Here is a 22851-nt window from a genome sequence, read left to right as displayed (position 1 = left end):
ATAGTCTACCTGCCTAGATCGACAGTGCGCAAGTTGTTGCGCACTTGGCGGCGGGCGGCCGGAACTGAAGAGGGCCCTCCCCGGCGATCGACCTGTTTGTCCGCTTCATCGCGCGAGCGACTGCGCTCCACGGACGGGTGGCTGGACCGGACGGAAGGACCCCGCAAGGGGCGCCCGACCAACCGGAGACCGATCGTCGAGCAAATCCAGCCGCAGCTGCCCACTCAGGCCGGGCCAGGGAAGGCCCGTCCCACCCATGCTAGACCCTGATCACACACACCAGCGACCTCCCGGGGCATGCGCCCTGTACGCGGCTATGCTGCCTGCGCGATCCCGTGAGCGAAGGGCGGCAGGTGGAGGTCCAGCACGATCCCCGGTTCCAGCGTGCGCTACTGCAGCTGGCGCAGGCCGACGACGACCAATTCCGGCAGGCCCTGACTCACTACCTGCTCGTCAACCACTCCGCGGCCCTCAGCGCCGTACTCCACCACCCGGCGCTGCGCGGCCGCACGGTCCGCACCCTGTCCTGGCTGCTGCGCCAGGCCGACAAGCGGGACCGGGCCGGCCAGCCAGTCGATGAGCGCCGCCGCTGGCAGGCCATCCGCAACGCCGCCCGGGCCGAACGACAGACGATCAACGAGCTCCCAGAGCCCGTCGACGCGGACGCCTCACCCCGGCGCCGCGCGCTCCAGCGCCTCGCGGAGGAGTTCCAGCCCGAATGGGCCCGCCTGGTCCAGGCGGCGGGCGGCAACCCGAAGAAGGTGTCCCTTCGCCGGCTCGCCGCCCTCCACCAGGAGCGCTTCGCCACCCTGCGTCGCGAGGAACGCGACAAGCAGGGCGACTAGGACGCCAGGTCGTAATCCTTGCGCCGGCTCGTGGCCTCCTCGATGGGGGTGGTCACGTGGTGCAGCACCGTCTTGTACGCGGCGTGCGACGCGACCGCCACCACGGTGATCACCTGCAGCACGGTCATGCCGTCGCCGAGCGTCCCGTCGGCCAGGCAGCCGAGGACGCCGAGGACGACCGCGACCAGCACCGCGACGGTCTGCCGGACGGGCTTCGACCACTGCGGCTGGTTGACGATCGAGACGAGGAACGGAGTGACGACGCCGACCAGCAGCGCCCACGACGGGGTGTCCTGCACCCAGGCAATGAGATCCATGCCGCCCACGATCAGGTAGGGCAGGCGTTAGCGTCTCGGCCGTCTACTCCTCGTCCTCAGCGCACAGGGTGACCTGCTTGGTGCCGCTGGTCGTCAGGACGGTCGCGGCCTGCGAGTGATAACCGTCCGGGCATGTCGGGCCGGCCGCGCCGTCGGCGCCCGGAGGCCCGGACGGCCCGGGTGGCCCCGCAGGCCCGGAAGGCCCCGGCGGACCGTCCGGGCCTGCCGGGCCTGCGGGGCCTGCTGGGCCGGCGGCGCCAGCGACGCCGGCGACGCCGGCGCGCGACACCCCATCAGCGCCGTCTTCTCCAGGCGGACCGGTCGCGCCGGGCTGACCTGCCGAGCCCCGCGGTCCGGACGGCCCAGCCGGACCCGATGGCCCCGACGGCCCGGAGGGGCCAGCCGGACCGTCCGGACCGGTCGGGCCCTGGTCGCCGCGCAGCTCGGCGGGGTCCTCGACGCACGTCATGCCGGCCTGGCGTACCTGGTCGCACAGCTGCTCGGCCACCGTCACCGCGGTCGCCTCCCGCCGCTCGGCGGCACCTGTACGGGCCGTCGCGGACCGCAGCGCGTACCCCATCAGCCCGCAGGTCAGACCGATCAACAGCGCCAGCGCGACCACCCGGCCGCGCGGCCACCGCCGTACCGTCGACTCTCGTACGCCCCGCCTCATGCCGCTGCTCCGTTCAGTCTGGACACCTCTTGCTCGAGGTGCGTGATCCGCTCCGTCTGCCGGACGATCTGCTCGGTCAACGCCTCGACCTTCCGGCCGAGACCAGCCACGGAGTCTTCGGCCTGGCGCCGCGCCTCACGCTCCTGGTCCAACTCGACCTGCGTGGCCGCGTGGTCCCTGACCTCCTGCTTGTACCGCTCATCGGCGGCAACGAGCTGGCCCCGGTCGTGACCGATCATCTTCGCGAGGATGATCACGGCGGTCGTGAACGTGCCGAAGGCGCCGAGGCCGGGAAGCAGCGTCTCCACCTGCGACGTGTCCACCCGATACCCCCGCTTTCCACCGCAACCTGGCCGGCGCCACGGTAGGGCCGCCCGTCGGCTTGCGTCCTCACTGACCGTGAATGTCGCCAACACCTTGCATAATCGCGGGGTGGCGATCGTTGATCTCGACCGAAGGCTGGTCCGCTCTCAAAGTCGGGGACGAAGCGCGCTGACCGTGGTCCTCGCTGCTGGCGCTTTCGCGCTCCTCGCGGTCGCCCCCGAGCACCGCGCCGCCGCCGAGGAAAACACCACGTCGATCGTCATCGTCGCCCAGCCGGCTGACCGCGCTGCCGCAGCCATCCACCTCGCCGACGGGTCCACCGAATCCCCACCGATAGGCCGGGAAGTCATCCTGGCCGAGCCACCCGCGAGCGTGCAGGTGCTGCTGTTCGGTCAGGACGTCACCGATCCGGTGTCCTGCGCCATCGTCATCGACGGCCAGGTGCTCGACCAGTCCGGTCCGGCCGGCGTGGCCTCCTGCCAGTGGGACGGCCCGGGTCGTTAGAGCTGCGGCATGCCGGCGTGGTCGGCCGCCGCCCCCACGTCGTAGACCCGGACCTCCAGCGGCATGCTGCCGAAGCCGCGCAGGGCCACACTCCCCGACGCCATCTGACCCGTCACCGGGAACGTCAACAGCGCCGGCAGCGCGACGTTGCTGACTGATGTGCCGGTGATGAACCCGCCGCGCCACTCGTATCGCCGGTTCCCGGAGCCCGAGGGAAAGGGATCCCGCCCACAGTCGACGGCCACAGTTCCGTTGGGCCGCTTGACGCGGATCGTCAGGTCACCGGCCGTCGTCACCGACGCCTGGCAGCGAAAGAGCACTTCGTACGCGCGGTTCGGCGCGAACCCGTCGCTGATCGTCATGATCGTTGTCTCGGTCGTGGTCATTGTCGTCACCGGGTTTCCGACCGCCCACCCCCGAGCGACCAGCCCACGCCCCTGATCAGCGCCGTCGATCGTGAAGCCGGTCGGCGTGAACGCGTACTCGACGACCCCGGTGAGTGGATCCGTCCACGCGAGCATCCGCCACGAGTAGTCCGTGTCCGAGGCGACGAGGCTGGTGCCGGCCGCGCCCGCCGACGCGGCCGGACCGCGGATCGTGAAACGGCGTTTCCCGCCGGTGATGCTGCTCGCCTGGATCGTCGGCTCATCCCAGCCCCGACCGAGCAAGTCCCATTTGATGCTGGCGATCGCGCCGCCCTCGTAGACGGTCTCGCCCATCTCCACCCGGGGCGCCGCCGCCCGCGTGTAGAACGTCGCACCCGTGATGACCTTGCCGTTGATCGCGGTCGCTTCGATCTTGTCGGCGGTGACCGCGCCAGCGGCGATCTTCCCGGCGGTCACGGCGTTGGCGGCCAGCTTGTCGGCGGTGATCGCGTTCGCCGCGACCTTATCGGCGGTTACCGCGAGCGCCGCGATCTTGCCCGCCGTCACCGCCTCCGCAGCGATCTTCTCGGCCTGCACCGCCCCAGCCGCGAGTTGGAGGGTCTGCACTGCTCCGGCCACGATCTTCGGCGTGCTGATCGAGTCATCGGCCAGCTTCGTGGTCGTGACCGCCCCCGCGGCGATCTTCGCCGCGGTGACCGCCCCGTCGGCGAGCTCCAACTCGTCGGTGATCTGGTCGATCACCTCCTGCGGCACTGTGTCCGCGACGACCCGACCGCCGTTGGCACCGACCACCGCGTACGAGCCGTCTTCCTGCCGGCCCACCTGGAGCACGCTCGTGCCCGACTCGTCGTACACCTCCAGCGTGCCGGCCTCGATACTCGACCGGCTGAGCTGCGGTCCCCGCTCCACGGCCTCCAAGCGACGTTCCAGCTCCACGATTCGGGCTGCGAGCCTGGCCACCACCAGGTCCGTCATGCGGAGCCTCCGTAGACGAATCGGTCGCTGCGCATCAGCGCCACCCGCGCCCGGTGCTCGCCGGTCAGGGACCAGCCGATCACGCGGGACCAGATCGACACGTCCCCCAGCCACGGCACGGTGGCCTGCACGAGGATGTCGTCGCCCGGCGCCCACGACCCCAGCACGGCGTTGGGATGGTCGTCGACCTCGATCTCCGCGATCTCGGGCAGGCCCTGCCGGGCGGTGAGGTCGTCGCGGCACAGCGCGTCCATCCGGCTCGCCGCGGTGACGCTCTTGTCGCTGCGTACGGCGACCCGCCGGAGCCGGCCGTCGATCACAGGCAGGCGACTGAACACCATCTTGCGACCCTCACCCGCGCCCAGGCCCACGACCTCGTTGGCGTAGTCGTCGCCGCTGCGCAGTACCGGCACCACGCCGGTCACGTTGTCGCCCTGCACGAACGCCAGGTCACTCCTGCGGCGACCAAGCCGCGGGTACCCGAGCCGCAGCGTGTGCGTCACGGCCGTCGACCCGGGCGACGACCAGGCCGCCTCCTCCACCCACTCCAGGGGTGCCTCGCGGGCCAGCTGCTCGATCTCCCGGCCGCAGTCCGTGGCATCCCACCACGACAACTGGTACGGCTCCTGGGTGGTGCCGATCCGCACCGGGGTGTCACCGACGACCTGCACGCCCAGGTCGCCGTTGGCGAACGTCTGCAGGTGGTCCCAGACGTGCCGGATCGCGGCCGCCGGGTCGACCGTCACCGGCCGCCACTCGCCGAGGTACGGAATCCCGTGCGGGTACGCGGACACCCCGGCGGCTTCGATCCGCCACTGCGCGCCCTCGAACCCGGAGCTGACCACGATGCCCGCCCACCGGATCTGCTGGTCGGCCTCCGCGTACAGCATCGTGCCCCACTCCTCAAGGAGCAGCCGGCCGTCGCCGGCGCGTAGCTGGCCGACGTCCGGCTTGATGGTGCCGCGCAGCGACCCGGACCGGGACAGTCCCCAGGTCAGCTCATCGCGGTTCAGGGGCAGGTCCCAGTCGAGGATCTCCCCGGTGAGCGCACGAGCGGCGATGTACCGCCACGTCACTCGGGGACCTCAACGAACTCCAGGTCGGACACCACGGTGGTGCCCTGGTACCCGCGCAGGAGGCCCGTGCCGGACGAGCCGCGCAGGCTGAGGATGGCCTGAAGGGCGATCGGGACGGACGTGCCGCGCAGCGACGCGGGGATGGCCAGTTCGTCGGCGGTCATGAGGGTCCGGTCGATGCCGTTGCCGGCCACCGCAGAGTTGGTGTCGAAGCGGGTCTCCTGCCCGAAGGTCGCGGCGCCGATCCGGTTGCGGAGGTATCCATCGGTCTTGTCGTTGTAGATCAGCGCCCCGCCGACGTGCGTGGTCATCTTCACCTGCGTCGCCCAGCTCGGGACGGCGACGGACTTCACAGCCACCCCCGGCCAGTCCTTCCAAACCGTCGTCGACGTGACGTCGTCGTTCGCGGCCGGCGACGACACCACGACCCGACGCTCACGGCGCGGGTTGGCGATCTTCCGCAAATCCTTGATCATCGCCTGAGTGAAGGTGCCGGTCGACGGCGGAATGTCGATACGAGCCAGCTCGATGCCGGTGTAGCCCAGGCCGAGCTGGGCGAGGGTCGTCGTGCCCGCTGGCACGCCCGGCACCCGCACCGACCTGATGTACGGACCGACCGTCGGGTCCGTCGGGTCCGGCCACGGCTCGCCGGCCAACCACGGGTCTTCCACCCGGGCGATGATCAGATCCGAGCGGCCACCGGACGAGGTGGTGGCCGGGATCGGCACCGGATCGTCGGTCGTGTTCCGGCCGGTGTACGCCTGGTGCATCTGCCCGGTCGCCCGGCACAGGATCGAACAGGCCCCGGGGGAGACGGTGACGCTGCCGCCGGGCACGGCGAGCGCCCGCACGGTCAGGTCGCCGGCGGCGACGACGCCCTCGTTGCCGCGGCAGGCGACGTACGCGAGCACCCGGGCGACCTCGGCGCTGTGCTGCGCGCCCCCGCCGACCATCCAGGGGACTGAATCCCATCCGGCCACCACGTGCCTCCTACAGCCCGGTGTACGTCTTCTGCCACGCGAATTTCAGCGCGGCGGTGCCGCTAACGTCCTGACCGCGCAGGGCGATCTCGTAAGCGCCCGGAGGCACCGACGCGTCAGCCAGCCGCACCGAGCTGCGCGTCAGCGCGCCGGCGAACGATCCCCCGTCGCCGCGCAGCACCGTGCGCCGCCACGGCCGGGTGTCGACGGTGATGGCCTGCCCGGCCGGGATCGACAGGGACAGCGCCAGGGACCACAAGCCGGTCACCTGCACGACCGGATCAGTGACCGGCCCGTACAGGGTCATCACCGGCCACGCCGGCAGGTCCCCGCCAACGGTGACGTGACCGGGCACCACCACCGCCGGCACCGTCGTCAACGGCGTCGTCAGCGGTGACACCAGGCCACCCGAGGGGGGCGGCACCAGCGGCACCACCGTCTGCTCGACCTGCGGGTCGTACCAGCAGTCGTCCACCATGGCGAAGTCGGCCACGACGGGGATGACGCCTTGGCGTGGCTGCCGCAGGGCGGGAGCGAACCGGCGCGGCCGGCCGTACGCCACGCGTGCCCGGCCCGCGACCACCGTGGACAACTCGGCGACCGCACCCGGCGTCGACCGCACCGGGTCGGCCCGCCACACCCGCGCCAGATCCGCCTGCCGCTGCCGCACCTCACCCTCGCCGGCGCCGAGGATCAGCAGCTCGAACGTGACGGTGGCCGCACCGCGATAGTCCTGGCCCATCGCGCGCCCGTCACCGCGTGGGCGAGCCGAGTCGTCGGTGATCAGCTCCACCCCGCCGATCTGCGGTTCGGAGGCCAGCATCACCCCCGACGAGCGGGGCCCCCACGTGTACGCGGTGCCCGGGTAGGTCAGGGTCCACTCATCCGGTGCCGGCAACGACCCCACCCCGCCTCATCACCCGCAGCTGGAACATCAGCTCCTCAATCTGGTCGTGCACGCTCGCCCCCGGGACTGCCTGCATCGTCAGCGACCCGATCAGCGGCGCCAGGCCGGCCGCCTCGTCGGCACCGCTACGGCCGGGGGCCGGGGTGACCGGGCCGGCCGCCGCAGCAGAGGTCGTCACCGCGCCGGCGAGCCGCTCGGCGGCCTGCACGGCGCTCGGCCGGCTCTTGTCGATGCCGATGGTGTAGCCGGCCACCATCTGCGCGCCGATCCGCATGAACACCCGGCTCGGGCTCTTGATGCCGAGGGCGTCCTTCGCGCCGCGGATCGCCGACCCGACGACGCCCTTCGCCGCGTCGACCGCCTGTCCGGTGGCACCCTTGATGCCGGCGACCAGGCCGGCGATGAGCTGCCGCCCGGCACCCTTCAGCAGCGAGCCGAGGTCACCGAGCCGGCCGGGGAGGCCCTTGATCGTGGACGCCGTGTCGGACACGCCGCTGGACACCGACGCCCGCGCCGCCGCCCACATCGACGAAAACGCCGACGTCACCCGCGCCTTCGCGGCGTCGACCGCCCCGGACAGCCGGCCGGGCAGTTGGAGGGCGTAGGACACCACCGCTGCGACACCGGCCGAGAACAGAGCACCTGCCCGCGCCCACAGGTCCGACACGATGGCCGACACCCGGCTGGGCAGCTGCTGGAACCACGACCCGACTGCGGCGACCCCGCCGGCCACGACGGCGACCAGCTGCCCGATAGCCGCGGCCGTGCGCTCGGGTAGCTCCAGGAAGTAGCGGATGATCGACGCGACGCCGAACCCCACCCAATACGCGGCCTGGTTCAGGGCCGTCAGGAACAGCGACCCGAGTAGCCCCGGCAGCGCCACGAGCGCGGCGAGGATCCGACCCGGCAGCGCCGCGAACCAGCCGCCCACCGCCAACAGCCAGCCGGGCAGGGTGACGGTGAAGAACTGGCCGATCGACGTGCCCACCGACTGGATCAGGGCCCAGGCCGAGGCGAAGAATCCGCCCACCGCGGCCGCCGCTCGGCCGAGCACCCCCGGGATGCCGAGGACCGCGCCGACCAGCCCGGTGAACAGGCCAGCCGCCCACGCCAGGACCGGCGCGAGTTTCAGCAGCCAGATGAGCAGCTGCACGCCGACCACGCCGATCCGCACCATGTACGGCAGCAGCGGCACCACCGAGACCAGGAGCTGCGTCATCGCCAGCGCCAGCTGGATGCCCGCGTCGACGAGGTCGGGCAACTGCGGGGCGAGCGCCAGCAGCGCGTCGAGCAAGGCGCCACCCAACGCGGTGGCGATCTTGGTGACCGCCGGGACGAGTTGCCCGGTGAACATCTGCTGCAACGCCGGCAGGTTCGCCATCAGCTGCGCGGCGATGACCCGGGCGAGCTGCACGATCACCGGCACCAGCGGCATCACCGCCCGAGCCAGGGCCAGGCCGGCCATCGCGGCGGGCTCCAGGCCGCCGGCGATGAGCTGCTGGAGGATGGGCAGCAGGGTGGTGGCCAGCTGCACGCCCATCCGCGCCCAGACGCCGAGCAGCGGGCCGGCCTGCCGGGCCACCACGGACAGGATCCCGGCGACCAGGGTCAGCCCATTGGCCAGCTGGGCGCCCAGGAGCGGAAGGAGCGGCGCGACCGCCCGGGCAACGTCGGACAACGCCCGACCCACGGGCGTCGCGGCGGGGGCGAGGAGCCGCAGCCCCTCCGCGAGCGCGGACACCAGGACGGTCAGGCCAGGCGACAGGGCAACCGCGAGGTCCCCGACGATCGACGCGAGCGGCCCGAGCCCACCGACGACGGCCGACAGGACCGGCGACAGGGCGGACCCGACCTGCGCGAGGGCGGTGAACACGGCGACCAGGGCCTGCTGACCCTGCACCGAGTTCGCCGCGGTGTTGAGGGTGTCCAGGACCTGCTTGACGAGGGTGAACGCGCCGCCGCCGGTGGCCTCGTTCGCGGCGGCGAACACCCCGCGCAGGATCCCGATGACGTCCTGACCCATCCGGGCCAGGTCACCCAGCATGGACAGGCCGGCGGAGATGAACTCCTGCAACCGGCCGTCGTCCGCTGCGGCGTTGATGAACGACGCCGCGCTGTCGGCGGCCTCGGCGAGACCGCTGGCCAAGCCGGGCAGGAAATTCGACCCGACCTCGGCGATCCGCAGCAGCATCTCGACGATCGGGCCCAGCGCGCCGGAGAGGTGCCCGGCCGCGCCGGCCGAGTTGAACAGCAGCGTGACCAGCGATATCCGGTTCGCCTCGGTGTCGAGGCGAGACAGCGCCCCGTAGAGGCCACCGCTGACCTGCGACGCGATCTCACCGAGACCGTCACGCAGCGACGGCAGGTACCTGGTGGCCAGCGAGCCCACCGCACCGGCCAAGCCGACGAAGAACTTCTCCTGCACGCCCAGGCGCAGGTTGTTGAGCGCGGGGGCGACCTTCGCCAGTTCCAAGACGAACGCGCGGGCGCTGGGCGACAGCTTCGACAGCGCCTCGTTGAGCTTCTCCTGCTCGGCGGCGGTGAGTGTCCCGCCGGCGGCGAGCTTCGAGTAGGCGCCGAACGTCTCCGAGATGGCGTCGCCGACCCCGGACAGGGCCAGCTTGAGCGCGGCGAGGATGCCGATGCCGGCGCCGACGGCGGCGGGCAGCAGGCCCGCCGACTGGGCGGCGGTAGCCGCGGCGGCGGCGAACCCGAGCACGTTGGTAGCGGCGGCCGCCGCCCCCGCCGACACGACGGCCAGGCCGAGGCCCTTGATCAGCGCGCCGCCGAGCGACGCGGCTGCGGAGACTGCCTTTCGCAGGCTCCGGGTCAGCGAGCCGGTGTGGACGTTGATGTTGACGCGTGTGCTCTTCAGGCCGTCGATGGCCCGGCGAGCAGGTTTGGTGTCCGCGTCGACGCGGATCTTCGGCCGAGCCTTCTCGGCGGCCTCGTTCACCGACCGGCGTAGCTGCGTCGCAGACACGGCTACGGCGATCTTGACCTTGGCTCGGGCCTTCTCGGCGGCCTCCTTCACCGCCCGGCGCAGTTCCGTGGCGGTGACCTTGACCCCGACGGAGGCGACCACCTTGCTCTTGGCGGCCGCCTCCTTCACGGCCTTGCGCAGCTCAGTCCGCAGCCCGGTCGTTTTGACCTGGACCCCGATCTTGGCCTTGACCTTCTCCGCGGCCGCGTTGACCTTGGTGCGCAGGTCCTTGACGAAGCCGCGCAGGTCAGCGACTACCTGGACGTCAAGCTGTCCGGCGTCCTCACCCTGCCCCGGCTGCGTCACCTTCTCCGACCACCCTCACCCTGCCGGCAGCGGCCATTCGACGGGCCATCTGCGCGATACCGACCGAGCCCGGGGGGTGCTGGTTCCTACGCGCGTCGTGCGGTCTGGGGACGGTGATCGGCTTCTTCCTGCGGTGATCACTGGCCAGGACGGACATCTCCTCCAGGAGGAGAGCCAACAACTCCTCGTGCGCCGACCACGGCTGTCGACCCTCGCGGGGCTGCTTACACGCCGCGTCGGCGGGAAGGCTCCGTAGGAGCACCCGGACGCGGCGGAGTCCGATCAGGCGCGGGTGGTGCGCTGGGAGCCAGATGCGGCGCGCGTCGATGCCCTTGGCGTGGCCGGCGAAGTCCGCTTCGACGTCGTCCCACCGGCGGTGGAGGAAGAGGACCAGCCCAATGCTTCCCCCAGGCTCACCCCGTACTCCGCGAACGCGGTCTTCGCGAGGAGCAGGTACGCGCCGAGGCCGGGCCGGGCCTGGATCCACCGCTGCCACTGCTCCTCACCGAGCAGCTTCTCGAAGGCGCTCCGCAGTGCCCGGAGCGTCGCGGACACCAACTGCGGGTTGGTGGAGATGCGCTTCACCAGCGCACCAAGATCGACGTCGTCGGACTTGAGGCCGTTGCCGCCTTCCTCGCCGAGGAGGTCGACGATCAACGCGATCAGGTCGTCGAGCTCACCGTCGAACAGCGGGTCGAGGACGTCGGCGGGCAGCTCGCCGGGCAGCGTCCACTCCTGCCGCATCAGGATGAGCGGGATCGGCTCGGGCTCGCGCCGGGCTGCGTCGAGGTCGATGACTCTGGTGGCCACGGGTTTGCTCCTTCGTCGTAGGTCGTGGGCGTGGATCAGGGAGTGACCGGCGGGGCGAAGGCGCTGTCGTTGGTGATCATGTACCAGGCGTCGACCTCGTCACCGCCCAAGATCGTCAACCGCAGCGGCAGCTTCGTCTCGGGCGTCTTGTTCAACTCCAACTCGACCTCGGACTGGTTGAAGACCCGAGGCGCGATGAACCGGTACTGCTTGCCGCCGTCGAAGACGTCGAGGATCGCCAGGACCTCGTCCCTGTTGCCAAAGCCGGGCGGCGTGAACTTGTAGAGGTTCGGCGTGCCGCTGATCGACGCGATCTGCCCGCCGCCGTACACCGACTTGAAGTTCGCGCCGGTCCACTCCAGCAGGTCAACGTCCATGCCGGCGGCGTCGCCGGTCTGCAGGATCTTGACCGGGAAGTCCGACTGGTGGGCGTTGACCGGCTCGAATTCAGGGCTGGTCCGGAACCGGCACGACTCCGGGTTGGTCAGGCCCACCGGCAGGATGCCGTTCGTGGGCGCCTCCAGGCCGGTGGGCACGGTCGAGCCGGTCGGCCCCAGCCACAGCTTGACCCGCTTCGCCTGGACGATGTTGTTGGGACTGGTCACCGCTGCCTCCACCGACTGGGTTTGGTCGAGCGCACGGTAGGAGCGCTGGGAGGCTTACGTCTCGCGACCTCAGCTCAGCCCGAGGTGTTGTCCGGGTGAGCCACGATGAACAGCCGGTGCGTCCAGCACGGCTGCTGCGAGGCCCTGTCGGGCGCCCACCTGGCGGTGCCGACGGTGTACGCGTCGACGACCACCGGTCGGCCCGGGACGTGGTCGTCGTCGGCGAGCCGGGCCAGCACGATCATCGCGCCGTACAACAGCCGGTGGAGGGCGGCCTTGCCCGGCCGGCCGTCGGGATGCCCCCACGCCTCCACCTGCAGCTCGCGGCGGACGGTCCACAGCAGCCGGCCGTCGTCCCCGCCGGGCAGGGAAATCACCCGCAGGTGCGGGAACGGCGGTTCGTTGAGCCCCGACACGTGGTCCGGGCCACCGAATCCCTCGGCCACCACTGCGGAGTGCTTCAGCACGTCGATGGCCAGGGCGACGGCGTCGACGTCCGCGACCGACATGCCGCTCACCGCTTCGCGTGTCCTGCCCACCGCAGCGCGGAGGCCCGCTCGGCGGTCACCTGAATTGTGGCCCCGGGCAGGTATTCCTGACCGTTGTGCGTGTGGTGCGTGGTCAGCTCGACCTCGACCAGGTCGGCGTTCTCCGCCGGCTCGGCCGCCCGCGCGACGGCGGCGGGTCCGCTGGTCGGCTCAACCTCTGCGGTGGGCGTGGTCGGGTTGGTGGCTACGGCCAGGTCAGCCGCCGCGGCCACGGTCTTGTCGATGCTGCGGGTCATGGTGCACCTCCGTCGCAGGGTGGACGGCGCGCACAGTAGGCCCTCGGACGCTCTTACGTCCGGCGGCGGCCGGCAACGCTGTCGTGCAGCTGGCACAGCGCGGCGACCAGGATCATGTCGGACGAGTAGGCACGGTAGGCCGGCCGCGAAGGCTTCCGGTCAGGCTCGCTGAGCGCGTCGACGAGCCCGTTCGCGTACGCGGTGATGCGGATCAGCGGCAGTCCCGGGCGGTCCGGGCCCAAGATTCGCTCCTCAAGCACCGCCGTGGTCTGGTCGAGGATGTGGGCGAGCCGCGGGTCGCGGCGAGCGTCATCAAGGACCCCTTGGCCGTACTCGGCGCGCAGCTCGTCGATCGGCAGTAGCGGCCGGCCGCCGGAGCGGGGGGACCATTTCTTGCGCGACACCATCCGGGTGGCGACGAAGGCGAGGAAGCGGCCGCCGTCACCGCGGCGGGCGCCGAGGTGCATGTCCCACTCGATGGCCAGCATCAGGACGAGTCCACCCGCCAGAGCGAGCAGGAACCAGCTGCCGATCCACGTCGCGCCGGCGATGAGGACCAGCGCCCCGAGGGATGGCAGCAGCAGCCACGCGGTCAGCCACCGGGAGGCCCGCCACCGGTCGTGGCTGAGAACCAGGAGGGTCGGCGTGCTGAGTGCCCCGATGCTCGCCGTGAGCAGGAACAGGTCCGTGAGGGCGTGATCCCGATCCATCCCGCGACGATAGTGGTACGGGTCGAGGCTCGCAGGTGCCCGTTACCGGGCACGGAGTCGAGCGGCGACGTCCTGCACCGCTCGGCCCATGTACCGGGCCGGATCGTCCCGGTCGGTGCCGAATTCGGCGTCGACGACTCGGGGGCCGACGGAGGTGACGTGCCCAACCACCACCGCGCCGTGCACCTCGACCAGGTGCGCCTCGATCCCGCGGGCGATGCCCTCTGGGTCCTCGGACTCCGTGCAGCGGCACTGCGCGGTCAGCCCTGGTGTGGCGTCGCGATCGCGGGGGTGGCGCAGCTGCTGCCTCGCCGGCGCCCCGTAGTGCGTACGGTCGTAGTCCGGGCTGTCGAGCACGTACCGCAGGTTCGCGGGCACCTCTTGCCCGTGAGCGGCGCGATGCTCGGGGCGGACCTCGTCGTCGGCGCTGCTGCGCCAAGTCTTCGTCGGCGGGGCGTGTTCCTTGGCGGTGTCCGCGACCTGGTGAGTGATGGCCTGCACCCGGCGGGCGACCATCCGCGCCACTACCTGATCGAGGCCTTCACGCGGTCGGAACCGGGTACCCACGGTCCACCTCCGGAGGGACGGCGACGGCCTGCACGTCGATGAAGTCGACGTCGGGCACGCCGGGCACCATGTGCAGCCGGGGTTCGCCGGTGACGGTCCACGTCAGGTCTTCGGCGGGCTTGCCGACGGTGTCCCCGGAGTGCACCGGCCACACTGCTGGGTCGAGCCGCAACTTCCACGACCCGTCGGGCTGCTCGACCGCTGCGCCGTCGACCAAGTCCGTGACCGTGTCGTCGGCGCCGGGGATCGGGATGCCGTGGGCGTCGCGCGCGGCCGGGTGAGGTCGCCTGCGTACCAGGTAGAAGCCGTCCGCGAGCTGGACCGCCATCGGATCCACCCCCCCCTCGTCCCGGTGACCGGGGCGGCAGGCCCCGTGATGCCTGCCGCCCCGGCTACCCGCTCGCGCGCCTGCCGACTGGCGGCTGCGGGCTCGACCCCCCCGGGTCGGCGCGAACAGTAGGGGAGCCCGACCGGTTGTGTCTCGCTGGCCGCGCCCGCGCCCCGGATCGCAGCGCTGCCGGATCGTCCCGGGGGGCTCAAAGGGTGCGGTCGCTGCCGCCTCGTCGGCCGGGCCGCCACGGTGGACGGGTGTACCAGCGCAGGCTCGAAGGGCTCCAGCGAGGGCCTGCTCGGCCGTGATCTCCGTGTCACGGCACTCACGCTGTGGCGGCACGTGGACGCATTTCAGTGACCCGGGTCGACGCACACCCGAAGTCGGCTAAGTCACCGGATGCACCCAAGGAACAGCCTCTACCTGCGGAAACGTCCACAGGGGCAGGTGGGTCAGGACGCGTCCGCAGAGAGCGACGGCACACCACGCAGAACGACCAGTAGGATGCTGTTTCGGCAGACGTTCCTCCCAAGCCGCGGGAGCAGATCGGGTCGTCCTCAGGGATCCCGGGTGCGAACCGAGACCCCGGGAGATGGAGGTACGTCATGTCGAACCGGACCAGGGTTCGCCGGCAGTCACGCCGGAGCGCCCCCAGGCCCAACCGCTTCCCCCGTCCACGGGTGAAGTGGAAGAGCGTCGCTAACTCGGTCTCGCTGGTTCTCAACCTCGCGGCCCAGGCGGTGAAGCTCTACCGGTCCTGGAAAGGCCTGTAGCCGCGCCTGATGGCACGGCTACAGGACCGGTGAGGGACGCTCCACTCGACGCTTCGCGGGCTGAGGGTGGGGCGTTCTTCGTTGTGCGCCGCACGTCGTAGCGGTCTACTTCTGCGACGTGTCACCGCTTCCGCAGTGTGTCATAAACACCTGATTAGAAGTAGAGAACCCGTGTACCCAACTTCCAAGCCGAAGTGTTATGCGATACAGTCCCGGCCGCTCTGACGTGCGGATTCGCCGGTTGTAACAGTAGCTCGGAGTTCAGTGCGTCTTCTGACACACCGGCCGCTCGTCTCATCCGCAGCCACCCGAACGGGCCAATCCTGCGCAAGCCCTCCGACCAGGGTTTTCGTACAGGCGTTTTCCTAGGATGGGATACGCAGCGTGCGGTGCGCCGCTCAGTACGGGCGAGGGACGGTCCAGCCGGGCCGGGTGTAGACCCGCCTGCCAGCCAGCCGCCACCGGTCCATCGTCGACATCGGCGGCACTCCGGCCGTCGGTGCGCCGGCTGTCGGGGGCGACGACTCGTAGCTCACCGACTGGCCCTCGGCCGACACCGACTTCACCCGCCGGCGCTGGCCGCCCGCATCGGCCAGCAGCCGAACGCTGGGGTGGGCGTAGGCCGCCGACGCGGTGATCCACCGGCGGATCGGCCCGTACTCCGGCTCCCGGGAGTCTCGACCCCACAGGTACTCCACCGTGTAGAGGCCGGTCGGCTGCAGGTGCGCGTCGAGCTCGGCCGTCACCTGCACGATCGACGCGACCGGATCCTCACCGAGGGGCCAGGTGCCGTCCCAGCCCGGCTCCAGGCCGGTCTCGGTCCGGCTGAGCGGGACGAGCGGGTAGCCCAGGTACGCCTCGGCGTCCGCCGTGGCGTCGCGGATCGCGTCCGTCACCGCCGCCACGACGTTGTCGTCGTCCGGGGCGAGCCCGGCCCGTCGGGCGACCTCGCCGACGTCGACGACGAGCGCCGGCTCGCTGGGTGCGGTCACGGCGGGAACGGTAAGGGCCGGGGACAGCTTGTGTCCCCGGCCCCAGATGCCGTCCGCTACTCGCGCTCGGCTTCGCCCTCTACGGCCTTCTCCTCGGCGACCAGCGCGGTGGCCACCGCGCGGTGCACCTCGGCGCCCGCCGGGTAGAGCAGCGACTGAAGCACCGTGGTGATGCCCGGCCGGCGGAACCGCACGTGTACGCGCCGCTTCGCGACGACCACCAGCTTGTCGCCGGTCAGGTCGAACACGTCGGCGATGCGGACCTGGTGGCCCTCGTCGTCGACGTAGCCGAGCGTCTCACCGGCCGGGGCCGGGGGCTGCGGCGCCGGCCTCGGCAGCTCGGGCGGCCCGGCGGGCGGGTCGAGCGGCGCGACGGGCGAGTCCAGCACCTGCCGACTCCCCGCCGGCGGTTCGATGTGCGCCGGCGGCTCCAACGGCGACGGTGACTCGACCGCCGGCGCGCTGGTCTGCTCGTCGGTGGCCGGGGGTGTCAGCGGCGATGGGACCAGATGCCCGGCGGGCGCCGGGGCCTGCTCGGCCTGCTGCTCCGCCGAGGGCTCCAGCGGCCCGACCGCCGTCGACGTGCCGGCCAGCGCCACGCTGGCCGGCTCCCCGGCCGCCGCGGCGGTGGCCTCCACGGCGGCGGACCGCTCCTCGGCTGACGGGGTGGCGGCCGGCGCCGGCTTCGCCTCGGTGGTTTTCCTGCGCTGCGGTGGCATGGCGATCTCCTCCTGGTGGCTGCCCGGGCACCGTAGGCAGCCGCGCCGGCTTACGTCCCCCACGCACACGTCGGGCCCGGCAGGATCGCTCCTGCCGGGCCCGAACGGTCCCCGCTGCCCCCCAGCGGCGGTGGATTACTCAGCGACGTACAGCGTCCCCGTGACGAAGGCCTCCGGCCGGTCGACGGTCAGCGCCAGCCGCTCGCTCGCCCGGACGGTGAGCGCGCCCCGCTCGAACTGGTCGCGGTTCTCGGTGCTGATCTCGATCGCCAGCTCACGCCGGTCGAACAGCTGGCAGCCGAGGCCGAACGCTCCGAGCAGGTACCGGCCCTGCGGGATCGCGGTGGTCGCGACGACCGGGAGCCGCCACACGCGGGTGTCCGCGCCGAGAGCGATGGAGGTGACCAGGGTCAGGCGACCGGTGTTGTCCTCCTCCAGCTCCATGTCCTCCCAGTCGAGCGGGTTGACCACGACGCCGGTGGCGTCCATCTCGGCCAGCTGCACCCGGGTGATCGCTCGGCGCAGCGTGGTGGTCTTCACCTCCGTCGGCGCGGCCGGCGTGCCGTCGGTGGGCTGGTTGTACGTCTGCACACCGGTGGTCTGCAGGATGCCCCGCATGTTCGGGTTGGCGCCGTCGCCATTGAGGATCTGGTCGTCCTCGGACTTGCGCACACCCTCGCGCATGTTCCGGTCGACCACCCCGCGCAGCCGCGGCTCGTCTTCGAGGACGGTCTTGTGGATGTAGTCGACGTGCGCGACCTCGGCCATCGGGTAGACGACGGTCTCGAAGGTGATCTTCGACTTCGGGGCGAGGCCGAAGGTGTCGGTGTCGTTGCCGACCGGCGCGCTGACGCCGTCGGCCGCCGACCGTTCCCGCACCGGCCGCGCCGCGTTGACGAAGCCCGTCTGCCGGATGCCGTAGATCATCGCTGCGGTCGTGGTCTCCGGCGGGAACAGGTCCCGCAGGTGGGTGCGCCGGGGCAGCTTCTCCACCAGGGGGCGCTGCTGCTGCGAACCGAAGCCCTGGGCGGTGTAGGTGCCCGCGCTGAGCGACCAGACGTCCTTCTGGCCCGGCTCCTGGTCGATGTCGCTCCACCACGAGCCCTCGCCCCTGTAGGTGAAGCCGTGCGGCGACGGCGCGGACTTGTAGCTGGTCCACGAGTCGGAGTCCAGCATCCGCTGGCCGACGCTCTTGTACTCCGGGCCGGGCTGGTTGGCGCTGCGGGCGGCCGGCTCACCGTCCATGCCGTTGAGGTAGGCGTCGATGTTCGTGAAGCCGGTCTTCGCCTGGATGATCTGCTGGATCTGCTGGGCCTCGGTGAAGGCCTGGAGGAACGCGGCGTTCTTCGCCTCGTCGACGACGATGGTGCCGTCGCTCTTGACCTCGAACGCGTCGGTGATCTGGTCCGCGACGGCCTTCTTCTCCTTGAGCGCGCGGTGCAGGGCCTTGATCTCGTCCTTGTCGATGGTGTCGGTACGCATGATCGGTTTGCTCCTCGGGGCACGGTCCGCGCAGGGATGCGCGGGAGTGTGGTCTCGTGCGCCCGGGTTGCGGTTTCGCGTCGGCCCGGCCATCGCCGGGACGCGCCCGCAGGCCACAGCCCTAGGCTGCGGCACACCGTAGGGACCGATCGGGGTTAGCGTCTCGCGCAGCGGAAAGCCGGGCCCACCTCGCGGTGGGCCCGGCTTCTTTGAGCAGGTCAGCCGATGGTGGCGAGCATCCGCTTGATCTCGTCCGGGTCGATGGCAACCTTCCGCTCCACGTCCTGCGGAACCCCGGTTTCACCCGTCGTGGCGTCCACCTCGGCGGTCTTGGTGTCCGTCTCGCCGGTCGTCTGCGCCTCGCCCTCGGCAGCCGGCGACTCGGTGGTCTTGCCGCCGGCGTCGAGCGGCGCCCCGTGCACCAGCGCACCGATCCGGTCGAGGGTGCCGGCGAGAAGTTCGTCCTCCTCGGACCAGGTGCCGTCACTCTTCGTGCCGACGGTGTCGAGGGCGAGCACCCGAGCCGCGTCGTCCAGCACCAGGGCGGCGACGGACTTCACGCCGGTCGACCCGGCCGGCTGGATGGTGGCGACGATCTCCACCTCCTCCGGTGTGCCCATCTCCACCTCGCCGTCGCGGATGGTGTACGGGATCTCGAAGGTCTTGGGGTCGCTGTCGCCGCCGTGCCGGGTCGCGACGACCCGGTCGTTCCAGGTGCCGACGATGTATACCCACACGTCGTCGCCACCGCGACGGGCGCCCAGCAGCGCCTCAGCCGCCGAGCGCAGCCGATCGCGGCGCTCCTCGAAGGACCCTGCCAGCACGTCCATCACCTTTACTTCCACGTCGTCGACCGACCCGCCGGCGGCGGGCTCAACCGAGGCGAACAGCTCCTCGTCAGCGGTGTCACCGTCGTCCAGGCCGACCATGTCGTCGTCCCAGCCCAGGGACTTACCACCGGTGTTCTTGTCCTTCTGGGCGGCCTTACGGCGCCGCTGCTCCGCGTTCCACTTCCGCCGGCGGGACCGTTCCTCGTCGCGGGCGCCGTCGAACGTCTCTTGCCAGGCGCGGCGCCGATCACCCTCGGCCAGCTGGAGCTGCCGCCGCTCGTCGCCGGACGCCTTCTGGACCTGCGCGTCGGCGGCTGCGCGGCGCTTGCGTTCGGCAGCCTGCTCGTCCTGCAACGCTTGGTCGACGCGGTCACGTCGCTCCTGCTCGGCGGCGCGCTCCTTCTCCAGCGCCGTCGCGCCCTCAGGCGGCTTCTTCTTGCCACCCCCACCCCCGCCGCCGGACGGCTTGACGTACTTCGGGTCTCCGGCGAGGACGCGGGACAGCCAGTTCGGGGGAAGGCCCTCGGCGGTGCCGCCCGGGCCGGCCGGCGCGGCCCCGCCGCTGCCGGTGGCGGTCCACTGCCCGTCGGATGCCCGGGGCTGGGTCGGGTCGAACTTGAACCCCAGTTCGTCGTCGACGAAACCGGCCGGCTCGTCCTGGTCGACGTCGGTCATCCCACCGGCGGTCTTCACCCCGAGGGTCGTCGACAGTGGCGCGGCGCCGTGCAGCACGTCGGACCACTCGAACAGGTCCACCTCGGTGAGCAACCGCTTGCCGCTCTTCTGGTCACGCCGCGCGCCACCCCTCGCCGGCCGGTACCCGATGGACCACTGCCCGTCGGGGCCGAAGAACTTCGCCGTCTCGTAGGCGTCCCGACCATCCTGCACGGCCAGGTTGTACTGGCCTTTCACGTACAGGGCGCCGGCCGCAGCCGGCCACGGGTCACCGTTGGGCAGGGTCGCCGGCAGGCGTTCGTCGCCAGGCGGCCATTCCTCCTGCACGAGAGTCTTCGCCACCGGGCGGGCCCAGTCGTGGAACCGGACACCCTTCATCTTCCGCTTGGCGAGGGTCTTCGCGTACGCCCCGGGAACGACGATGTCGTCCTGCTCGTCGGCGATGCCGGTGATCGACACCAGCGCCTCGACGATGCCCTTCTCGTCGTCGTGCCCCAGCAGCGAGCCGGTGACGGCGGACTTGTACTCGAGCTGCTGCATGGGTGCCCTCCGGGTAACACGCTCGTGGTCGTGGGCATCGTGGCCGACCAGCTCGGCTACCGTCTCGGACCGGTCTGCACCTGGTACGTCGGCTCGTCAGGCGGGCACCGCCGGCGCTGGGGTGAACCGGCGAGCAGACCACCGTGACTGGCAGCGGCAGCCGATGACCTCCTGAGCCGGGCCGAGCGGATCGCGGGGGAACCGCAACGCGGCGTCGCCGACGGCGAAGGTCTGCCCCACCTTGCGGACCTGCCCGTCGACGTCCGCGTGGCTGGAGCGCACCAGGTTGTCAGCGCGGGTACGCCAGGTAGCCACCACCTCCCAGCCGAGCTGGGCGAGCAGCTTGCCCGCGGCGTACCGGCCGGCCTCCAGCGCGGCCGGCGCGGCCGTGGCGGCGAGCCGCCGCGCCCACCCCGCTACGTCCCAGCCACGCACCTGAGCCACCATGTCGTCGAGCGTCAGCCCATCCGCGTCGAACTGGCTGATCCTGGCGGCCAGCTGCGCGGCCGCGTTCCCGGCGGCGACACCGACGGCGGCGGCCACGGTGCTCACCGCCGCGGCGGTCGCAGACGTCACCGCGCCGGCGGCGAGGACCGCGCCGGTCCCGCCCGACGGTTCGTCTACGGGTGCCTGTCCGGTCAGCGTGACGCCCATCGCGCCGGCGGCGGCCGCCCCAGCGCTGGCGAGTAGCGGCCCCACTGCCGCCTCGGCCTCCCGCCGCCACGTGTCCGGGTCGACGGCCTGCTCCGCGTTGAGAGCCTTCCTCCCCACTCGGGTATCCGCCGGCATGGTCGGGTCCGGCTGCCAGTGGCGGGTGCCCTTACGGGTCTTCGGTGACTGGAGCCGGGCCACCGTGCGCTCCACCCACCTGGTGGCCAGCCCGGCGAGCGCCGCCGCGACCAGCGCCTCCGCCTGGTCCTGCGCTGACCCGTCCACGTCGGAGTGCGACCAGTCCAACAGCGCGTCTGCGGCGGCCTTCACCTGCCGCACGTCGACCGGGTGGCGGCGGGTGGGAGGCAGCCCTTTGCGTCGGATGGTGTACGGGGCGCGGACCTTGCTCTGCGGGCCCGCCGGCGACTCCCCGCCGCCGTCGGCGGTCCTCGCGGTCGCGGCGGTGGGCTTCGCCGGCCCTGTGGGCTTCGGTGGCGCGGGAGGCTTCCCGGCGCCCGGTTGGCTCTGCCCGGGAACTGGTTTGCCAGGTTGCCCTCGCTGCGGTTCCCCGTCCGTCTCGCCGCCCTCGGCGGCCTCCTGCGGGGCGGCCTGCTCCTCAGTCGGCGCGGCCGGCAGCTGCACCCGCTTCGCGGCGCCGGGGCTCTGATCCAGCGGCGTCTTACCCTGCGGGAGCCACAACGCCTCGGTCTCCGGGGTGGACACCACAGTGATCCCCGCCAGCTCCGCGTACGACTTGATCGACCGCAGGCCGGCGGCGACCTCCTCGCGGGCCTCCAACCGGCGGGTGCGCTGGGGGAGTTGGAGTTCCGGGACGTCCTCGGTGTTGAACCACGGTTCGAGGTCCTCGTCCTCCGGGTCGTAGAACGCCACTGCGATCAGCCGCAGGATGCTGGCCATGGTGATCGACCAGAACATGTAGCCCTCGGCCTCGGCGTTGGCGTACGTCCGCTCGGCCGCGTTGCCCAGCTGCGACTCGGGGACGCCCAGGGCGGCGAGGGTTTCGATTTTGGCGTTCTTCGCCAAGTTCTCGTACTGCATGTCGCGGGGGTGAGCGGACAGGTCGATGTACGCCAGGCCGTCAGCTGTGACGACGGAGACCTTCCCGGCGTCGACCGGGCCGCTGCCGAAGCGGCGCTCGAGCTTGCCGCTGTCGGTGTTGTTCATGTCGCCCTTGACGGCGATGATCGCGCGGGTCTGCCCGTCGTTGCTCATCCACGTCACGTTGACGAGGCGGCCCAGGTCGTCCATCTCCACGGACAGGCCGGCGGCGGTGATCGGGATGGACGAGGCGTACGGGTCGAGCGGGTGCGGGTTGCGGATCCACCGCACGTGTTCGACGGGCACCGCACGGACCGATCCGTCCAGGGTGGTGGTCTCGAACCGGTCGATCATCTTCTCGTCGCGGGTTGGCACCGGCTTCGTCCGGCCGGGCGGCAGCAGTTCCAGCCGACTGACGTCCCCGGCGCGGGTCAGTGGGGCCTCGACGAACACGCCGCGTTCGGACAGCAGGAACTGCGCGGCGATCCGCTTGCGCAGCGCGGGCCCGGACTCCAGGGCGTTGGCCTTCGGCCCGTTGAGCAGCCGGTACATCGGGTGGTCGTCTACTACCTTCTCCGACCCGGGGTACCGGTACTCGAATCGGCGGTCCATTACCTTGTTGCCGATGGTGTCGATGCCCTTGTACATCCAGATGGACCGCTCGTAGGCCTCGGCCACCGCGCGCTCCACCGGCCAGGTGCGGCGCCGGGACCGTAGCCTGCCGGCGAGGCCGTACGTGCTGTCCCACGCCCCGGCTGACGACGCGTACCCGTAGGACTTGCCTTCACCAGCAGCGGTGCTCTTGCCGCGTAGGAGTGGAAACCAGCTCACAGGTCACCCCCGGCCCAGGATGAGGCCGATGCCGGCCAGGACCACGCCTGAGAGAGCGACGCCGAGCAGCGGGTGGACGAGGAAAGCGACCGCCAGCACCGTGCCTGCTCCCACGAGTAGGCAGGCAGCCCCGATCGCCTCACGGCGGATCGCTGGGTTGCGAGGCGGGTGAGATGGCTCCGGGCGCGTGGTCACGGCCCGGACGTTAGGTCCAGC

The 22851-nt window shown here is 71.5% G+C and carries 22 protein-coding genes; 2 read left to right on the top strand and 20 right to left on the bottom strand.

Annotated features, from left to right (window positions below; all coding sequences use genetic code 11):
* Positions 1-335 precede the first annotated feature (335 nt).
* Positions 336-845, top strand: a complete 510-nt coding sequence (locus tag OOJ91_RS33890) for a hypothetical protein (protein ID WP_266251702.1) — start codon at positions 336-338, stop codon at positions 843-845.
* On the opposite strand, the gene OOJ91_RS33885 is transcribed toward OOJ91_RS33890, so the two are convergent.
* Genes OOJ91_RS33885 through OOJ91_RS33875 form a run of 3 tightly spaced genes read right to left on the bottom strand, consistent with a single transcriptional unit; the run spans position 842 to position 2143 of the window.
* Positions 842-1162: a hypothetical protein gene (locus OOJ91_RS33885; RefSeq protein WP_266251700.1), complete on the bottom strand. Its 321-nt coding sequence runs from the start codon at positions 1160-1162 to the stop codon at positions 842-844. The genes OOJ91_RS33890 and OOJ91_RS33885 overlap by 4 nt on opposite strands.
* Before the next feature lie 43 nt (positions 1163-1205).
* Complete coding sequence (locus OOJ91_RS33880; protein ID WP_266251698.1) at positions 1206-1835, bottom strand: hypothetical protein; 630 nt, start codon at positions 1833-1835, stop codon at positions 1206-1208.
* The gene (locus tag OOJ91_RS33875) at positions 1832-2143 is read right to left on the bottom strand and encodes a hypothetical protein (protein WP_266251696.1); all 312 of its coding nucleotides are present in this window, start codon (positions 2141-2143) and stop codon (positions 1832-1834) included. Before OOJ91_RS33875 ends, OOJ91_RS33880 begins: the two co-directional genes overlap by 4 nt.
* 91 nt (positions 2144-2234) lie before the next feature.
* On the opposite strand from OOJ91_RS33875, the gene OOJ91_RS33870 reads away from it, so the two are divergent.
* A complete protein-coding gene (locus OOJ91_RS33870) occupies positions 2235-2663 on the top strand; it encodes a hypothetical protein (protein WP_266251694.1) in 429 nt (142 codons plus the stop codon).
* On the opposite strand, the gene OOJ91_RS33865 is transcribed toward OOJ91_RS33870, so the two are convergent.
* From OOJ91_RS33865 to OOJ91_RS33785, 17 genes are all read right to left on the bottom strand, one after another.
* Positions 2660-4024 carry a hypothetical protein gene (locus OOJ91_RS33865; protein ID WP_266251692.1) on the bottom strand — a complete coding sequence of 455 codons (1365 nt, stop codon included), beginning with the start codon at positions 4022-4024 and terminating at the stop codon, positions 2660-2662. The two genes, OOJ91_RS33870 and OOJ91_RS33865, sit on opposite strands and share 4 nt — an antisense overlap.
* On the bottom strand, positions 4021-5100 hold the full coding sequence (locus tag OOJ91_RS33860; protein ID WP_266251690.1) for a hypothetical protein: 1080 nt from the start codon (positions 5098-5100) through the stop codon (positions 4021-4023). Before OOJ91_RS33860 ends, OOJ91_RS33865 begins: the two co-directional genes overlap by 4 nt.
* Positions 5097-6080, bottom strand: coding sequence for a hypothetical protein (locus OOJ91_RS33855; protein WP_266251688.1), 984 nt, complete (start codon positions 6078-6080; stop codon positions 5097-5099). Before OOJ91_RS33855 ends, OOJ91_RS33860 begins: the two co-directional genes overlap by 4 nt.
* A gap of 10 nt (positions 6081-6090) precedes the next feature.
* Positions 6091-6978, bottom strand: a complete 888-nt coding sequence (locus tag OOJ91_RS33850) for a hypothetical protein (protein ID WP_266251686.1) — start codon at positions 6976-6978, stop codon at positions 6091-6093.
* On the bottom strand, positions 6962-10276 hold the full coding sequence (locus tag OOJ91_RS33845; protein ID WP_266251684.1) for a phage tail protein: 3315 nt from the start codon (positions 10274-10276) through the stop codon (positions 6962-6964). The genes OOJ91_RS33850 and OOJ91_RS33845 overlap by 17 nt, the downstream gene beginning before the upstream one ends.
* A gap of 282 nt (positions 10277-10558) precedes the next feature.
* Complete coding sequence (locus OOJ91_RS33840; RefSeq protein ID WP_266251682.1) at positions 10559-11086, bottom strand: hypothetical protein; 528 nt, start codon at positions 11084-11086, stop codon at positions 10559-10561.
* A 35-nt stretch (positions 11087-11121) separates the two neighbouring features.
* Complete coding sequence (locus tag OOJ91_RS33835; protein WP_266251680.1) at positions 11122-11691, bottom strand: hypothetical protein; 570 nt, start codon at positions 11689-11691, stop codon at positions 11122-11124.
* A 74-nt stretch (positions 11692-11765) separates the two neighbouring features.
* Positions 11766-12200 carry a hypothetical protein gene (locus tag OOJ91_RS33830; RefSeq protein WP_266251678.1) on the bottom strand — a complete coding sequence of 145 codons (435 nt, stop codon included), beginning with the start codon at positions 12198-12200 and terminating at the stop codon, positions 11766-11768.
* Between the two features lie 5 nt (positions 12201-12205).
* Positions 12206-12475, bottom strand: coding sequence for a DUF7210 family protein (locus tag OOJ91_RS33825; protein WP_266251676.1), 270 nt, complete (start codon positions 12473-12475; stop codon positions 12206-12208).
* 53 nt (positions 12476-12528) lie between these two features.
* Complete coding sequence (locus OOJ91_RS33820; RefSeq protein WP_266251674.1) at positions 12529-13185, bottom strand: DUF6401 family natural product biosynthesis protein; 657 nt, start codon at positions 13183-13185, stop codon at positions 12529-12531.
* Between the two features lie 42 nt (positions 13186-13227).
* A complete protein-coding gene (locus tag OOJ91_RS33815; RefSeq protein WP_266251672.1) occupies positions 13228-13752 on the bottom strand; it encodes a hypothetical protein in 525 nt (174 codons plus the stop codon).
* A complete protein-coding gene (locus OOJ91_RS33810; RefSeq protein WP_266251670.1) occupies positions 13727-14080 on the bottom strand; it encodes a hypothetical protein in 354 nt (117 codons plus the stop codon). The genes OOJ91_RS33815 and OOJ91_RS33810 overlap by 26 nt, the downstream gene beginning before the upstream one ends.
* A gap of 1174 nt (positions 14081-15254) precedes the next feature.
* Positions 15255-15848: a hypothetical protein gene (locus OOJ91_RS33805; RefSeq protein WP_266251668.1), complete on the bottom strand. Its 594-nt coding sequence runs from the start codon at positions 15846-15848 to the stop codon at positions 15255-15257.
* Positions 15849-15904: 56 nt separating this feature from the next.
* On the bottom strand, positions 15905-16567 hold the full coding sequence (locus OOJ91_RS33800) for a hypothetical protein (RefSeq protein WP_266251666.1): 663 nt from the start codon (positions 16565-16567) through the stop codon (positions 15905-15907).
* 135 nt (positions 16568-16702) lie between these two features.
* On the bottom strand, positions 16703-18049 hold the full coding sequence (locus OOJ91_RS33795) for a phage major capsid protein (RefSeq protein ID WP_266251665.1): 1347 nt from the start codon (positions 18047-18049) through the stop codon (positions 16703-16705).
* A 218-nt stretch (positions 18050-18267) separates the two neighbouring features.
* The gene (locus tag OOJ91_RS33790) at positions 18268-20094 is read right to left on the bottom strand and encodes a hypothetical protein (RefSeq protein ID WP_266251664.1); all 1827 of its coding nucleotides are present in this window, start codon (positions 20092-20094) and stop codon (positions 18268-18270) included.
* 96 nt (positions 20095-20190) lie between these two features.
* Entirely contained in the window at positions 20191-22635 is a 2445-nt protein-coding gene (locus tag OOJ91_RS33785) for a phage portal protein (protein WP_266251662.1), read from the bottom strand.
* Between the last annotated feature and the right edge of the window lie 216 nt (positions 22636-22851).

Origin of the sequence: Micromonospora lupini, from assembly GCF_026342015.1 — a bacterium.
Taxonomy (GTDB): Bacteria; Actinomycetota; Actinomycetes; order Mycobacteriales; family Micromonosporaceae; genus Micromonospora; species Micromonospora lupini_B.
The sequence above is the reverse complement of the archived record's forward strand: the minus strand, read 5'-3'. Positions and strand labels throughout refer to the sequence as shown.

Bases quoted from the DNA above. Each gene is read 5' to 3' on its own strand.
- OOJ91_RS33885 (WP_266251700.1), bottom strand. From the start codon at position 1,162: ATGGATCTCATTGCCTGGGTGCAGGACACCCCGTCGTGGGCGCTGCTG.
- OOJ91_RS33880 (WP_266251698.1), bottom strand. From the start codon at position 1,835: ATGAGGCGGGGCGTACGAGAGTCGACGGTACGGCGGTGGCCGCGCGGC.
- OOJ91_RS33865 (WP_266251692.1), bottom strand. From the start codon at position 4,024: ATGACGGACCTGGTGGTGGCCAGGCTCGCAGCCCGAATCGTGGAGCTG.
- OOJ91_RS33830 (WP_266251678.1), bottom strand. From the start codon at position 12,200: ATGTCGGTCGCGGACGTCGACGCCGTCGCCCTGGCCATCGACGTGCTG.
- OOJ91_RS33825 (WP_266251676.1), bottom strand. From the start codon at position 12,475: ATGACCCGCAGCATCGACAAGACCGTGGCCGCGGCGGCTGACCTGGCC.
- OOJ91_RS33820 (WP_266251674.1), bottom strand. From the start codon at position 13,185: ATGGATCGGGATCACGCCCTCACGGACCTGTTCCTGCTCACGGCGAGC.
- OOJ91_RS33810 (WP_266251670.1), bottom strand. From the start codon at position 14,080: ATGGCGGTCCAGCTCGCGGACGGCTTCTACCTGGTACGCAGGCGACCT.
- OOJ91_RS33800 (WP_266251666.1), bottom strand. From the start codon at position 16,567: ATGCCACCGCAGCGCAGGAAAACCACCGAGGCGAAGCCGGCGCCGGCC.
- OOJ91_RS33795 (WP_266251665.1), bottom strand. From the start codon at position 18,049: ATGCGTACCGACACCATCGACAAGGACGAGATCAAGGCCCTGCACCGC.
- OOJ91_RS33790 (WP_266251664.1), bottom strand. From the start codon at position 20,094: ATGCAGCAGCTCGAGTACAAGTCCGCCGTCACCGGCTCGCTGCTGGGG.